The sequence below is a fragment of the Streptomyces sp. NPDC002076 genome, from assembly GCF_053593835.1.
The window spans coordinates 171,980-184,376 of sequence record NZ_JBSFDI010000001.1; the positions used below are offsets into that span (position 1 = coordinate 171,980).

Sequence of the window (12,397 nt, forward strand, 5' to 3'; positions counted from 1 at the left end):
CGACTGCAGCTTTCGCCGCCGTCCGGTACGTGAAATTCTGCGCTCGCACCGCGCACACCACGGTTACCGAAAAGTACGATGGCCGCGCGGCTGACACCGCGAAATGGACGACTTTGGGAGGCGGCGTGACAGCCATCGAGCAAACTGAGGCGGCACGCCCGCGTGGCACCCGTCTGCCACGTCGAGCCCGACGGAACCAGCTGCTGGGCGCCGCCCAGGAGGTTTTCGTCGCGCAGGGGTACCACGCGGCGGCGATGGACGACATCGCCGAGCGGGCCGGCGTGAGCAAGCCGGTGCTCTACCAGCACTTTCCCGGCAAGCTCGACCTCTACCTCGCCCTGCTGGACCAGCACTGCGAGTCGCTGATCCAGTCCGTGCGCAACGCGCTGGCGTCGACGACCGACAACAAGCAGCGGGTCCGGGCGACCATGGACGCCTACTTCGCCTACGTCGAGGACGACGGCGGCGCCTTCCGGCTGGTCTTCGAGTCGGACCTGACGAACGAGCCCGCGGTCCGCGAGCGCGTCGACAAGGTCACCAACGACTGCGCCGAGGCGATCTGCGACGTCATCGCCGAGGACACGGGACTGTCGCGCGCGGAGTCGATGCTGCTTGCCTCCGGCCTCGGCGGCCTCGCCCAGGTGGTGGCCCGCTCCTGGCTGCACAGCGACCGCAGCGTGCCGCGCGACCAGGCGGTGCAGCTGCTGACCTCGCTGGCCTGGCGGGGCATCGCCGGCTTCCCGCTGCACGGCACCGAACACCACTGACGGCCGTTTGTTCCCGTGCGCTGTTCGCTGACGGCGTTCCGGCCCGCGGCGTGCGGGTCCTCTCACCGGGCTAATGTGTGCTGGGTACGGCGCGGAAGATCGCGCACATCACTGACCGTCGGAGGGACATAGCCGTGGAGGTCAAGATCGGCGTGCAGTACGCGCCCCGCGAGATCGTTCTGGAGAGCGGTCAGAGCGTCGAGGAGGTCGAGCGCCTGGTGAGTGACGCGCTGGCCGGAAAGACGCAGCTGCTGACCCTCCAGGACGAGAAGGGCCGCAAGGTCCTGGTGCCGACGGACCGCCTGGCGTACGTGGAGATCGGCGAGCCGACCGTGCGCAAGGTGGGCTTCGGCGCGCTGTAGGCGACGTCACGAGAGGGGCCCGGCGGCCGTGTGCCGCCGGGCCCTTCCGCATGTTCGGGGCGCACGGTCGGAGCACAACTCCGCCACAGCGGATGATTGCACTCCGCAGGTCACGGGTATGACCAGCTACGACCGCATGTGGGCAGGCCGGCCGTGGGAGGAACCCCGACATGATCCTGGAAGCACTCGCGTCCGCAGTGCTCGGTCTGATCCTCTCCTGGGCGGCGGCACACCGTCTGTCCCACCGCCTGCCGGCCCGCCCCATGGTGTTCTCCACGGGCATCGCCGGCGCCCTCTTCGGCGACTTCGTCACCCACACCGCCCTCGGCCCCGGCGCCGCCTGGCTGAGCCTCCTGGGTGCCGCGATCATCTCGGCGGCATCCCTGTCGCTGCTTCTGCGCCCGTCAGGCCGCCTGCGCCGACGATCATTGACGGCGTAGCCAAAGCCGAGCCGTCAGGGACGCGGAGGGTGCAGCGCCCCCGAAGGGGCGCGGGGCTGTTTTTGATGTGCGGCTCCGCCGCGGGGCGCGAGCAACCACACCCCACCCGCAGCCGCGCAACGCACCGCACCCACCCCCACAGAGCTCAGCGGACAGAGCGCACCGGCTCTCAGGCCGCGAGGCCCAGCGCAGCCATCCGCTTCGTGTGCGCCTCGGTGATCCGCGAGAACATCCTCCCGACCTCCGCGAGGTCGAACCCGTCGGCAACCCCGCCCACGAGCATCGTGGACAGCGCGTCCCGGTCGGCGACCACCCGCTGGGACTGCGACAGCGCCTCGCCCATCAGCCGCCGCGCCCACAGCGCCAGCCGGCCCCCGACCCTCGGGTCCGCGTCGATGGCGGCCCGCACCTTCTCCACCGCGAACCCGGCGTGCCCGGTGTCGTCGAGCACGGCGAGGACGAGTTCGCGCGTGTCCGAATCCAGACGGGCGGCGACCTCCCGGTAGAAGTCGCTTGCGATCGAGTCGCCGACGTAGGCCTTGACCAGGCCCTCCAGCCAGTCCGAGGGCGCGGTCTGCCGGTGGAAGCCGTCGAGTGCGGCGACGAACGGGTCCATCGCCGCCGTCGGCTCCTCGCCGATCTCGGTCAGCCGGTTCCGCAGCCGCTCGAAGTGGTGGAACTCGGCCGAGGCCATCTTCGCCAGCTCCGCCTTGTCCGCGAGGGTCGGCGCGAGCTTCGCGTCCTCCGCGAGCCGCTCGAACGCCGCAAGCTCCCCGTACGCGAGCGCGCCGAGCAGGTCCACGACGGCGGCGCGGTACTGCGGGTCGGCGGAGGCCTGCGCCCAGTCCTGGGCGGCGACACCGGTGGGTTCGGCGGAGGCGGCGGACGCGTTCTCAGGCTTGTCAGAGCTAGTCATGAGGCGCACAATAGCCCGCTCGCGCGGCACCGGAAGGTCGTTGCCGATCAGTGTGACGACCATGACGTGACCAAATCGGCCATCGCATGTGCGCGAATCCGGGGTATGGTGGTAATGCGCCTGCCAGAGTGCGTCGACGGTGTTCGACGTCTCCGAACAGGCTGCATGCATGAGGATGCCCGGTCGGTGGCCCGATCGGCTCCGACCCGACAGCCCTCCCTGGCCGTACGGAACAGTACGTACGACGACCGGAGGGACACCCTCAGCGGTACGAGCGCTAGAGCGTCGGCAGAGGTCCCGTGCCTTACGGCTTGCCTTGAGTGGCTCGCCCGTCCGGCAGCCGACGTCCCCGGCACGGTCGCACATGACCCCCGCGCTCGCCTCGCGCCGCGCACACAGAAGAGGCATGACCCTGACTACGACGTTTCGAGACCTTGGGATTCTCCCCGAGACCGCCGAGGCCCTGGAGGCCGTCGGCATCATCACTCCCTTCCCCATCCAGGAGATGACGCTCCCCGTCGCCCTTTCCGGCACGGACGTCATCGGCCAGGCCAAGACCGGCACCGGCAAGACGCTGGGCTTCGGTCTTCCGCTCCTCGAGCGCGTCACCGTCCCCGCCGACGTCGAGGCCGGACGCGCCGCCCCCGAGGCCCTCACCGACGCCCCGCAGGCGCTCGTCGTCGTCCCCACGCGCGAGCTGTGCACCCAGGTCACCAACGACCTGCTGACCGCGGGCAAGGTCCGTAACGTACGCGTGGTGGCGATCTACGGCGGCCGGGCCTACGAGCCCCAGGTGGAGGCCCTGAAGAAGGGCGTCGACGTGGTCGTCGGCACCCCGGGCCGGCTGCTCGACCTCGCGGGCCAGAAGAAGCTGAACCTCAAGCACGTGAAGTGCCTGGTCCTCGACGAGGCCGACGAGATGCTCGACCTGGGCTTCCTGCCCGACGTCGAGAAGATCATCGACATGCTGCCGGTCAAGCGCCAGACCATGCTGTTCTCGGCGACCATGCCGGGCGCGGTCATCGGCCTCGCGCGCCGCTACATGTCGCGGCCCACGCACATCCGCGCCACCGCGCCGGACGACGAGGGCGCGACGGTCGCGAACATCAAGCAGTTCGTCTACCGCGGTCACTCCATGGACAAGCCGGAGATGGTCGCCCGCATCCTGCAGGCCGAGGGCCGCGGGCTGGCGATGATCTTCTGCCGCACCAAGCGCACGGCCGCCGACATCGCCGAGCAGTTGCAGCGCCGCGGGTTCGCCTCCGGCGCCGTCCACGGCGACCTCGGCCAGGGCGCCCGCGAGCAGGCGCTGCGCGCCTTCCGCAACGGCAAGGTCGACGTCCTGGTCTGCACCGACGTCGCCGCGCGCGGCATCGACGTCGAGGGCGTGACCCACGTCATCAACTACCAGACCCCCGAGGACGAGAAGACGTACCTGCACCGCATCGGCCGTACGGGCCGCGCGGGCGCCAAGGGTACGGCGATCACGTTCGTCGACTGGGACGAGATCCCGCGCTGGCAGCTGATCAACAAGGCGCTGGAGCTGGACTTCAACGACCCGGTGGAGACGTACTCCTCGTCCCCGCACCTGTTCTCCGACCTCGGCATCCCCGCGGGCACCAAGGGCGTCCTGCCGCGCTCGGAGCGGACCCGTGCGGGTCTCGACGCGGAGGAGCTGGAGGATCTCGGCGAGACCGGCGGGCGTGGCGCTCGCGGCCGCGGCCGTGGTGGCCGGGGCGAGCGTGACAGCCGTCCCGAGGCCGGCACCACCGAGCGCGAGCGCACGGACCGTGCGGCGCGCCGTCGCCGCCGCACCCGTGGCGGAGCGCCGCTCGACGCCACCGCGGCCACCTCGGTGCCGGCGTCCGAGTCGGGCGCCCCGGAGGCCGCCGGTGTGGAGGAGTCCAGCGCTCCCCGCACCCTGCGCCGCCGTCGCCGTACGCGCGGCGGGGCACCGGCGCAGCAGGTGACGGCCACCGAGGCCGCTGTCGAGTCGGTGGACACGGCGGAGGGCCCGGCCCGGCTGGAGACCCCTGAGGTCCCGGAGGTCCCGGAGAAGCCGCGCCGCCGCCGCACCCGCAAGTCGGCGGAGCCGGCCGTGACCGAGACGGCGCCCGAGACCACCGCGCCGGCGGCGGAGACGGCACCTGTGGCCGCCGAGCCGCAGGCCGAGGCCGCCTCCGTGGAGGCCCCGGAGGCCAAGCCGCGCCGCCGTACGCGCAAGACGGCCGAGCCCGCCGCCGAGACGGCCGCCGCCGCGGCCGAGGGCACGGAAGCGAAGCCGCGCCGCACCCGGAAGACGGCCGCCGCCGTCGCCGAGGCGGCACCGGCCGAGGCAGCACCGGCGGACACGGAGGCGGAGCCCAAGCCGCGCCGCACCCGCAAGAAGGCCGCCGCCGCACCGGAGACGACCGAGGCCGCGGAGGCCGAGGCCGCCGTGGACACGGCCGAGGCCGCGGAGGCCAAGCCCCGCCGCACCCGCAAGAAGGCCGCCGCACCGGAGACGACCGAGGCACCCGAAGCCGAGGCCAAGCCCCGCCGCACCCGCAAGACGGCCGCTACCGTCGTCGAGGCGGACGGAGACGCCGAGGCGGCCACGCCGAAGGTCCGCCGGACCCGCAAGGCCGTCGCCAAGGCGGTCGCCGCGGAGATTCCGACGCAGGCCACCGAGGAGCCGGCGCCGGAGGCCAAGCCGCGTCGCCGTACCCGTAAGGCCACGGCGGCCGTCGAGGTCGCCGAGGGCTGATCCGGCGCACGACAAACGACGGCCCGGTCCCTGATGAGGACCGGGCCGTCGCCTTTCCCGGATGCCGCGCCGCGGTCTGCGCCTGCGCCCCTCCGAGACGCTCCCGCCCAGCCGCAGCACAGCGCGCGGCGCCGCGCCCGGTAGCCTCTCCCCATGAGCAGGCCCGCCACCTTCGTCCCGCCTCCCGGTGCCCGTGCGTACTCGCTGCGGACCGCGCGCGGGGAATTCGCCGTCGTCGACGCTCCCGTGGCCGACGGGGTCGAGCCCCGAGGGGTGGCGCTGTTGCTGCCGGGGTTCACCGGGAGCAAGGAGGACTTCAACCCGCTGCACGTGCCGCTCGCGCGGCGCGGGTACCGGACCGTGGCCGTCGACGGGCGCGGGCAGTACGAGTCGGACGGACCCGACACCGACGAATCGGCTTATGCGCAGCAGGAGTTGGCGCGGGACGTGCTGGCGCAGGCGGAGGCGCTCGGGGAGCCGGTGCATCTGCTGGGGCACTCCCTCGGCGGGCTGATCTCGCGCGCGGCCGTACTGCTCGACCACGCACCCTTCCGGTCGCTCACCCTCATGGCCTCCGGCCCCGCGCAGATCTCGGAACCCCAGCAGCAACGCGTGAAGCTGCTGCGGGACGCGCTCGCGGTGATGACCATGGGCCAGGTGTGGGACGCAATGCGGGCGATGGAGACGCCCGAGGAGACCGAGACGGCGGCGCTCGACGGCGGCCTCGACGACCGGGACGACCTGCAGCGCCGCTGGCTGGGCACCAAGCCCGCCCAACTCATCGCCACCGGACGCCAGTTGTGCGCGGAACCGGACCGCGTCACGGAACTGGCCGCGCTGCCGCTGCCGTTCCACGTCCTGTCCGGCGCGTGGGACGACACCTGGCCGCTGCACCTGCTGGACGACATGGCAGCACGGCTGAACGCACGGCGGACGGTGATCGAGAACGCCGAGCACTCCCCCAACACCGACCAGCCCCTCGCCACGGCCCGCGCGATCGCCGACTTCTGGGACAGCACCGCCGGGCAGGGCTAGTACTGCGTCTGCAGATGCTCCCAGAACCCGTCCCTGAGGGCGCGGCGCAGGTCCGCCTGGCCGCGCAGGGAGTACTGGAGCAGGCCCTCGGCCTCGACCAGCAGGTCCTGGTCGACGGAGCCGGGGAGGTAGGGGTGGCCGGGGAGCAACTCGACCAGGGCCTCGCGGCCTCGGGAGACGAGCCACTTCGCGGCGATCTGGGCGCCGACGAAGCGGACGTCCTCGCGGGTGGGGCGGGTGCCGGCGGTGGCGTCGTACGCGGCGGCCGTGCGGCGGGAGACGTACGGCTTGAAGAACTCCAGGTCGAGGGTGCGTTGGCTGTCGACCTCCCAGAGGAGGGGTTCCGCCTGGTTGCGGCCCTCGGGGGCCTCGATGCCCCACAGGTGGACGCGAGCGCCGTAGCCCTGCGCCGCCTCGACCGCCGAGACCAGGTCCTCGTCACCGCCGAGCAGGGCAGCGTCGCTGATCGCGCGATGCCTCGCCAGTGATTCGAGGTCGCTGCGGATCAGGGAATCGACGCCCTTCTGCTGGTTGTTGGCGTTGAGGTTGCCGAGCCGGACCTTGACGTCGGGGAGTTCGGCGATGGACTGCTGCTCGGCGGTGTGGATGCGCCGGCGGGCGCCGTCGTACCAGTACACACGCAGCAGGCGGCTGTCCGCGAAGACCTGGCGGGCCCGGTCGATGAGGGCCTCGATCAGGCCCTCGGCGTCGAGGTCGAAGGCCCGGCGGTCCTCGGTCCCGGCGACCAGCCGGCCCGCGGCCGCGTACAGATAGCCCGCGTCGACGAAGATCGCGTGGGTGGAGGGCGTCTTCGCCACCTCGGCGAGCATGCGTTCCAGCAGCTCGTTCGTGCGGTCGATGCGGGCGCCCAGGGCCGCCAGGTCGTCGTTCATCGCCTCCATTGTCCCGGTGGTCACGCTGCGAACACAACCGCTCCCGATCAGTCCCGCACCCTCTACTTACCGGTCGGTAATTAGCCGTTCGAAAAATTTCTTTAGCGTAGGGAATGTTTGTAACAAGAAGCACGTTGACTACTCACGAGGCCGGAAGACACTTCCGGCCCGCCAAGTAGTTCTCCGCAGGAGGATGACCAGACGAAGGGAGAAGCCATGCGCTTCGAAATCATGCGACTCGACGAGGTCGACGGCACGACCGTGGACAGCACCGTCGTGGACGCCGCCTCCGTCAACCGGATCGTTCAGCAGGCCGCCGCCATCGGACAGCGCCTGTGGATCCGCCCGGCCGACACCCAGGCCTCGTAACGCTCACGCGCTGCGCGCCACTCAAGCTTTCCGGGGGAGCCGAGCCGACGAGGGCTCAGCTCCCCCGGATGACCTGAGTGATCCCGTTGATGATCTGCTGGACGGCGATCGCGGAGAGCATCATGCCCGCGAGCCGCGTCACCAGCACGACACCGCCGTCCTTGATGACCCGGATGATCAGCAGCGAGTAACGCATCACCAGCCACAGCACGACATGGATCGCGAGGATCGCGCTCCACACCGATACCTGCGTGGCCACGCTGTCGGCCTTCTGCACGGCAAGGATCACGGACACGATCGCACCGGGCCCGGCCAGCAGCGGCATGCCCAGCGGTACGAGCGCCACGTTCACGTCCTTGGTCTGCTTCGGCTCGTCGGTCTTGCCGGTGAGCAGGTCCAGTGCGATCAGCAGAAGCAGCAGTCCGCCCGCGATCATCAGCGCGGGGACGGAGACGTGCAGGTAGTCGAGGATCTGGTGGCCCAGGACACCGAAGGTGGCGATGACCCCGCCCGCCACGCACACGGCCTGGAAGGCCATCCGCTTCTGCACCTTGGCCGGACGGCCGGCGGTGAGGGCGAGGAAGATCGGGGTGATCCCTGGGGGATCCATGATGACAAAAAGGGTCAGAAACAGGGAGCCGAAGACGGCGATGTCGAACATGGGGGAAGTACTGGCCTTGCTGGAAAAGGGTGAACTAGGGGCGCGCGAGGGCCGCTGACGGCCTCAGGCCCCGCCGGTCCCCGGCACGGGAAACGCCCCGGTGGCCCGCCTCGTGATCTCGCCGTACACCTCGGGGTCGGTCGCGTACGCGCCCAGCGCCACGGTCTTGCGGCTGCCGTGGTAGTCCGAGGAGCCCGTGACCAGCAGATCCAGGTCCTTCGCCAGGCCCCGCAGCCGGTCGCGCGCGTCGGCGTCGTGGTCCATGTGGTCGACCTCGATGCCGTCCAGACCGGCCTCGGCCAGCTCCGCGATCCGCGCCTCCGGGACCGTACGACCGCGCTTGGCCGCGGCCGGGTGCGCGAACACACAGACCCCGCCCGCGTTCTTGACCAGCCGGATCGCCTCGAAGGGGTCGGTCTCGTGCTTCTCCACGAAGGCCCGCCCGCCGTCGGCCAGCCACTCCTCGGTGAACGCGTCGCTCACCGTCGGTACGACGCCCAGCTCGACCAGCGCCGTCGCGACATGCGGGCGCCCCACCGAACCGCCGGCCGCGATCCGCTCGACCTGCTCCCAGGTGACCGGCACGCCCAACCCGTTGAGCTTGGCGATCATGCCCTTGGCCCGCGGCACCCGGTCGTCCCGCACCAGCTCGCGCTCGGCGAGCAGCGCGGCCTCCTCGGGGTCGAAGAGATAGGCCAGCATGTGCATCGAGATACCGTCGATCCGGCAGGACAGCTCGGCCCCGGTGACCAGGGTGAGCCCCTCGGGCAGCGCGGCGATCGCCTCGGCGTACCCACGGGTGGTGTCATGGTCGGTCAGCGCGACGACGTCCAGCCCGGCAGCGGCGGCATTGCGCACCAGCTCGGCCGGGGTGTCCGTACCGTCGGAGGCCGTGGAGTGACAGTGCAGATCGATACGCACGCAGACTCCAGGCGGTGACGGACGGAAGGGGACACCTAAGGATACCGGGGTTTTCAAGCCCACTGTCACACCCGCAACCGTTCAGCGCCCCCTACGGCAGCCAACCTGAATGGGGCGCGGGCAACTGCGCGGGCAACCCACCACAACCCGCAGCCGCCATCAGACAGCACCCGGCACCCCAGTGGGCGCTACGGCCGAAGCAAGCGCGGCGACAACGCTCCGAAGGGCACCAGATCCAGCTCCGCCCCCGCGTCCCGCAGATCGGTCAGCACCAGCTCGTCGTACATGAGCAGGCCCGCCTGCTCCGGCCACATCACCGCCCACAGCCACATGCCGAGGGCCTCACCGGCGAAGACGGCGCGGTCGTCGGGGGTGCGGTAGACGTGCCAGAGCGGGGTCGGGCGACCGACGGCCAGCACCTTGGCCTGGGGCGGCTTCTCGACGTTCATGTACGACCCCGGGTCCGGGCCGTCGATGCCCGCGTACCGCGCGCCGAGGCCGACGCCGAGCTCCTCGGCGACCAGGATGAGTTCCGCCGGGCCGCCGAGCGGGCCGGGTCCGGAGCAGGCGACGGCGGTCGCGCGGCCACCGCTGCGGTCGTCACCCGCGTAGGCCACGCCCGTGAAGAGCCAGCCGACGGGCAGCGGCCAGGGCATCCACAACGGCACGTGTGTGCGGTGCACGACGGCACTGAGGGCTTCGACACTGGGCGGGATCACGGGCTGCAGCGGATACACCGTGCCGTGCACATCGCACTGCCACGCATCGGCGAAGAGACCGGGCGCCCTGACCCGGCCACCGCACCTCGGGCAACTGGGTTCGCCCCTCATAGGGCTCCACGGTCCTACCCCCGAACGCCCACGTCAAGGACGATCACCCGTCCGGCAAACTCGATGCCATCTACATCGATCACCTGTGCGGTCGCATTCCTGGGCATCGGCCCGGTCGGCTCGATCCCGCCATCGGCCGCGCAGGGCCGCACGACACCGCGGACGGCGTCACCGTCTTTGCCAACTGGCCGAGTCCAGCCCTGCGTTGGTGAGATCGGTCACTTCCGGATCAGTCGAGCGGGACCGACCTGCGTGCGGGATCCCTCAGATCCGTCCCGTTCGCGAGCCATCGCTCCTGGAGGGCCTGGGCGCCGTGCACCCGCTTCCAGGCCGCCTCGTTCGGGGTCATCGGCAGCAGCGGCAGGAACCGTACGGGCTCCATCGGGTCGTCCAGCTCCAGGTCCTCGACCAGGCCGCCGGGCTCACCCACCAGGACCGAGGTGAAGGGGGCGCCGGGCCACAGCGGGTCACCGACGTCCAGGGAGGCACCCGGGGTCACGACCAGGCCCTCCACCTGCGGGGACGCGGCCAGCACGGCCAGCGGCCGGAGCACCTTGTCGGTGTCGGCGAGGCCCGCGCGGACGGACAGGACCAGCTCGGCGCGGGGGCCCTTGACCGGGTCGGCCAGCATCGCCGTGGGGTCGGTCATGGGGTGCGCGGACATGCCGAGGGTGGCGTACCGCACGACGTCCCCCTCCTGGAACCGGAGCACCTCGATGCGGTCCGTGCCGAGGAAGGTGACGGCGGCGCGCGCGTCCGGCTCGCCCAGCGCGGTGGTCAACCGTGCTTCGACCAGAGGAAGAACATCAACCATGCCGTGAGCATAGAACTCGTCAGTAGCGGGCAAAGCTGCGCCTTGACACATCGGGCGGCTGCTACGCTGAGCCGGTGGTTCGGGACAGCACGCAGAAGCGTCGCTATCGAGTCCCGACGCCGATGAGACTCCCTTACGAGGGACCGGCCGGAGGAGGTGGGGCTGTCATGGATCGAAGTCGACCGTGCAGTACCACTCGCTCTTCCGCCCGTTGATGTAGTCACTGGCTGGTTTCCGGCTGCTCTACGCCTTCCTGTGCGCGTTGCCCTTCGGAAGAGCACTTCGTTTCGCTTTGCCTGATCCGCCTGATCATCCGATCCGTCTGATCACCCGATCTGCCGATCGCATCAGTTCTGCATCAGTAGCGAAGTCGCCACCGCAACGGTGCGGTGCTCCCCGCTTTGTGGACGTGCCAAACATCCCGCAGTCAGGACGTCCCCATTCCGGGTAGTTCCACCCGTCGCCGGCGGTCTTTCGTTGCCTGTCGCGAAGGAGCCTGCCCATGTCGATGATCCGCGACCTGCGCGCCGTGGTCCGTCCGTCCCGCGTCTCGCTGCGCAAGCCCACGAGCACGTCGAGCGTGTCGTACGACACCACCCGCGACCCCGCCACCCCGTCGGCCGTGGTCGACTGCGCCGTCTACCGCGACGGCGTCCGCGTGCGCAACGACAAGCCGCTCAGCCCGCACGAGGCGATGCGGCTGGTGCGGCGCGACGGCGGCTTTGTGTGGATCGGGCTGCACGAGCCGACCGAGGCCGAATTCGCCGGTATCGCCAGCGAGTTCGGGCTGCACCCGCTGGCCGTGGAGGACGCGGTGCAGGCGCACCAGCGGCCCAAGCTGGAGCGGTACGACGACTCGCTCTTCACCGTCTTCAAGACCATCCACTACGTCGAGCACGACCGGCTCACCGCCAACAGCGAGGTCGTGGAGACCGGCGAGGTCATGTGCTTCACCGGCCGGGACTTCTTCATCACCGTCCGGCACGGCGGCCAGGGCTCGCTGCGGGCGCTGCGCCACCGGCTGCAGGACGACCCGGAGCTGCTCGCCAAGGGCCCCTCGGCGGTGCTGCACGCGATCGCGGACCATGTGGTGGACGGCTACATCGCGGTCGCCGACGCGGTGCAGGACGACATCGACGAGGTGGAGACCGAGGTCTTCTCGCCGGGCCGCAAGGGCGGGGTCTCCCGTGGTGTGGACTCGGCGCGGATCTACCAACTCAAGCGTGAGGTACTGGAGTTCAAGCGCGCGGTGGCTCCCCTGCTGCGCCCGATGCAGCTGCTGAGCGAGCGGCCGATGCGGCTGATCGACCCGGACATCCAGAAGTACTTCCGGGACGTCGCCGACCACCTCGCCCGGGTCCAGGAGCAGGTGCTGGGCTTCGACGAACTCCTCAACTCCATCCTCCAGGCCAACCTGGCGCAGGCGTCCGTCGCGCAGAACGAGGACATGCGCAAGATCACCGCCTGGGCCGCGATCATCGCCGTGCCGACGATGGTGACCGGCGTGTACGGGATGAACTTCGACTACATGCCCGAGCTGCACTGGAAGTACGGCTACCCGCTGGTCCTGGGCGTCACCATCGCCATGTGTGTGGGCATCCACCGGGTGCTGAAGCGCAACGGCTGGCTGTGAGCGGGCGCTG

13 protein-coding genes are annotated in these 12,397 nt (G+C 70.8%); 7 read left to right on the top strand and 6 right to left on the bottom strand.

All coding sequences use genetic code 11. The features are described from left to right. Nucleotides 1-125: 125 nt before the first annotated feature. From ACWCQS_RS00785 to ACWCQS_RS00795, 3 genes are all read left to right on the top strand, one after another. Complete coding sequence (locus ACWCQS_RS00785) at nucleotides 126-767, top strand: TetR/AcrR family transcriptional regulator (RefSeq protein ID WP_132853227.1); 642 nt, start codon at nucleotides 126-128, stop codon at nucleotides 765-767. Nucleotides 768-901: 134 nt separating this feature from the next. After that, nucleotides 902-1,129, top strand: a complete 228-nt coding sequence (locus ACWCQS_RS00790; RefSeq protein ID WP_450981106.1) for a DUF3107 domain-containing protein — start codon at nucleotides 902-904, stop codon at nucleotides 1,127-1,129. Nucleotides 1,130-1,299: 170 nt separating this feature from the next. Further along, nucleotides 1,300-1,569, top strand: coding sequence for a hypothetical protein (locus tag ACWCQS_RS00795; protein ID WP_388620527.1), 270 nt, complete (start codon nucleotides 1,300-1,302; stop codon nucleotides 1,567-1,569). Nucleotides 1,570-1,738: 169 nt separating this feature from the next. On the opposite strand, the gene ACWCQS_RS00800 is transcribed toward ACWCQS_RS00795, so the two are convergent. Then, nucleotides 1,739-2,485, bottom strand: a complete 747-nt coding sequence (locus ACWCQS_RS00800; protein ID WP_388620524.1) for a ferritin-like fold-containing protein — start codon at nucleotides 2,483-2,485, stop codon at nucleotides 1,739-1,741. A 406-nt stretch (nucleotides 2,486-2,891) separates the two neighbouring features. Here ACWCQS_RS00800 and ACWCQS_RS00805 point away from each other — a divergent pair, with 406 nt between their 5' ends. Continuing rightward, nucleotides 2,892-5,231 (top strand): DEAD/DEAH box helicase, encoded by a 2,340-nt coding sequence (locus ACWCQS_RS00805; protein WP_451002481.1) that lies wholly within the window; start codon nucleotides 2,892-2,894, stop codon nucleotides 5,229-5,231. A 153-nt stretch (nucleotides 5,232-5,384) separates the two neighbouring features. Continuing rightward, nucleotides 5,385-6,266 carry an alpha/beta fold hydrolase gene (locus ACWCQS_RS00810; protein WP_451002482.1) on the top strand — a complete coding sequence of 294 codons (882 nt, stop codon included), beginning with the start codon at nucleotides 5,385-5,387 and terminating at the stop codon, nucleotides 6,264-6,266. Here ACWCQS_RS00810 and ACWCQS_RS00815 read toward each other — a convergent pair. Continuing rightward, nucleotides 6,263-7,168 carry an NYN domain-containing protein gene (locus tag ACWCQS_RS00815; RefSeq protein ID WP_451002996.1) on the bottom strand — a complete coding sequence of 302 codons (906 nt, stop codon included), beginning with the start codon at nucleotides 7,166-7,168 and terminating at the stop codon, nucleotides 6,263-6,265. The two genes, ACWCQS_RS00810 and ACWCQS_RS00815, sit on opposite strands and share 4 nt — an antisense overlap. A 207-nt stretch (nucleotides 7,169-7,375) precedes the next feature. Between ACWCQS_RS00815 and ACWCQS_RS00820 the strand changes: the two genes are divergently transcribed. After that, on the top strand, nucleotides 7,376-7,528 hold the full coding sequence (locus tag ACWCQS_RS00820; protein WP_194294011.1) for a hypothetical protein: 153 nt from the start codon (nucleotides 7,376-7,378) through the stop codon (nucleotides 7,526-7,528). A 55-nt stretch (nucleotides 7,529-7,583) separates the two neighbouring features. Here the strand turns inward: ACWCQS_RS00820 and ACWCQS_RS00825 are convergent, their stop codons facing one another. The 4 genes from ACWCQS_RS00825 to ACWCQS_RS00840 all read right to left on the bottom strand — a co-directional run bounded on the left by ACWCQS_RS00825 (nucleotide 7,584) and on the right by ACWCQS_RS00840 (nucleotide 10,754). After that, nucleotides 7,584-8,189 carry a MarC family protein gene (locus tag ACWCQS_RS00825; protein ID WP_451002483.1) on the bottom strand — a complete coding sequence of 202 codons (606 nt, stop codon included), beginning with the start codon at nucleotides 8,187-8,189 and terminating at the stop codon, nucleotides 7,584-7,586. A gap of 63 nt (nucleotides 8,190-8,252) precedes the next feature. Continuing rightward, nucleotides 8,253-9,110, bottom strand: a complete 858-nt coding sequence (locus ACWCQS_RS00830) for a PHP domain-containing protein (RefSeq protein ID WP_451002484.1) — start codon at nucleotides 9,108-9,110, stop codon at nucleotides 8,253-8,255. A gap of 188 nt (nucleotides 9,111-9,298) precedes the next feature. Continuing rightward, entirely contained in the window at nucleotides 9,299-9,940 is a 642-nt protein-coding gene (locus ACWCQS_RS00835) for a DUF6758 family protein (RefSeq protein ID WP_450981101.1), read from the bottom strand. A 229-nt stretch (nucleotides 9,941-10,169) separates the two neighbouring features. Next, nucleotides 10,170-10,754 (bottom strand): suppressor of fused domain protein, encoded by a 585-nt coding sequence (locus ACWCQS_RS00840; protein WP_451002485.1) that lies wholly within the window; start codon nucleotides 10,752-10,754, stop codon nucleotides 10,170-10,172. A 502-nt stretch (nucleotides 10,755-11,256) separates the two neighbouring features. Between ACWCQS_RS00840 and ACWCQS_RS00845 the strand changes: the two genes are divergently transcribed. Continuing rightward, complete coding sequence (locus tag ACWCQS_RS00845) at nucleotides 11,257-12,387, top strand: magnesium and cobalt transport protein CorA (protein WP_451002486.1); 1,131 nt, start codon at nucleotides 11,257-11,259, stop codon at nucleotides 12,385-12,387. Nucleotides 12,388-12,397 lie beyond the last annotated feature (10 nt).

Excerpts from the sequence above, each read along its gene's own strand:
- ACWCQS_RS00795 (WP_388620527.1), top strand. The coding sequence starts at position 1,300 with ATGATCCTGGAAGCACTCGCGTCCGCAGTGCTCGGTCTGATCCTCTCC.
- ACWCQS_RS00800 (WP_388620524.1), bottom strand. The coding sequence starts at position 2,485 with ATGACTAGCTCTGACAAGCCTGAGAACGCGTCCGCCGCCTCCGCCGAA.
- ACWCQS_RS00805 (WP_451002481.1), top strand. The coding sequence starts at position 2,892 with ATGACCCTGACTACGACGTTTCGAGACCTTGGGATTCTCCCCGAGACC.
- ACWCQS_RS00810 (WP_451002482.1), top strand. The coding sequence starts at position 5,385 with ATGAGCAGGCCCGCCACCTTCGTCCCGCCTCCCGGTGCCCGTGCGTAC.
- ACWCQS_RS00815 (WP_451002996.1), bottom strand. The coding sequence starts at position 7,168 with ATGGAGGCGATGAACGACGACCTGGCGGCCCTGGGCGCCCGCATCGAC.
- ACWCQS_RS00820 (WP_194294011.1), top strand. The coding sequence starts at position 7,376 with ATGCGCTTCGAAATCATGCGACTCGACGAGGTCGACGGCACGACCGTG.
- ACWCQS_RS00825 (WP_451002483.1), bottom strand. The coding sequence starts at position 8,189 with ATGTTCGACATCGCCGTCTTCGGCTCCCTGTTTCTGACCCTTTTTGTC.
- ACWCQS_RS00835 (WP_450981101.1), bottom strand. The coding sequence starts at position 9,940 with ATGAGGGGCGAACCCAGTTGCCCGAGGTGCGGTGGCCGGGTCAGGGCG.
- ACWCQS_RS00840 (WP_451002485.1), bottom strand. The coding sequence starts at position 10,754 with ATGGTTGATGTTCTTCCTCTGGTCGAAGCACGGTTGACCACCGCGCTG.
- ACWCQS_RS00845 (WP_451002486.1), top strand. The coding sequence starts at position 11,257 with ATGTCGATGATCCGCGACCTGCGCGCCGTGGTCCGTCCGTCCCGCGTC.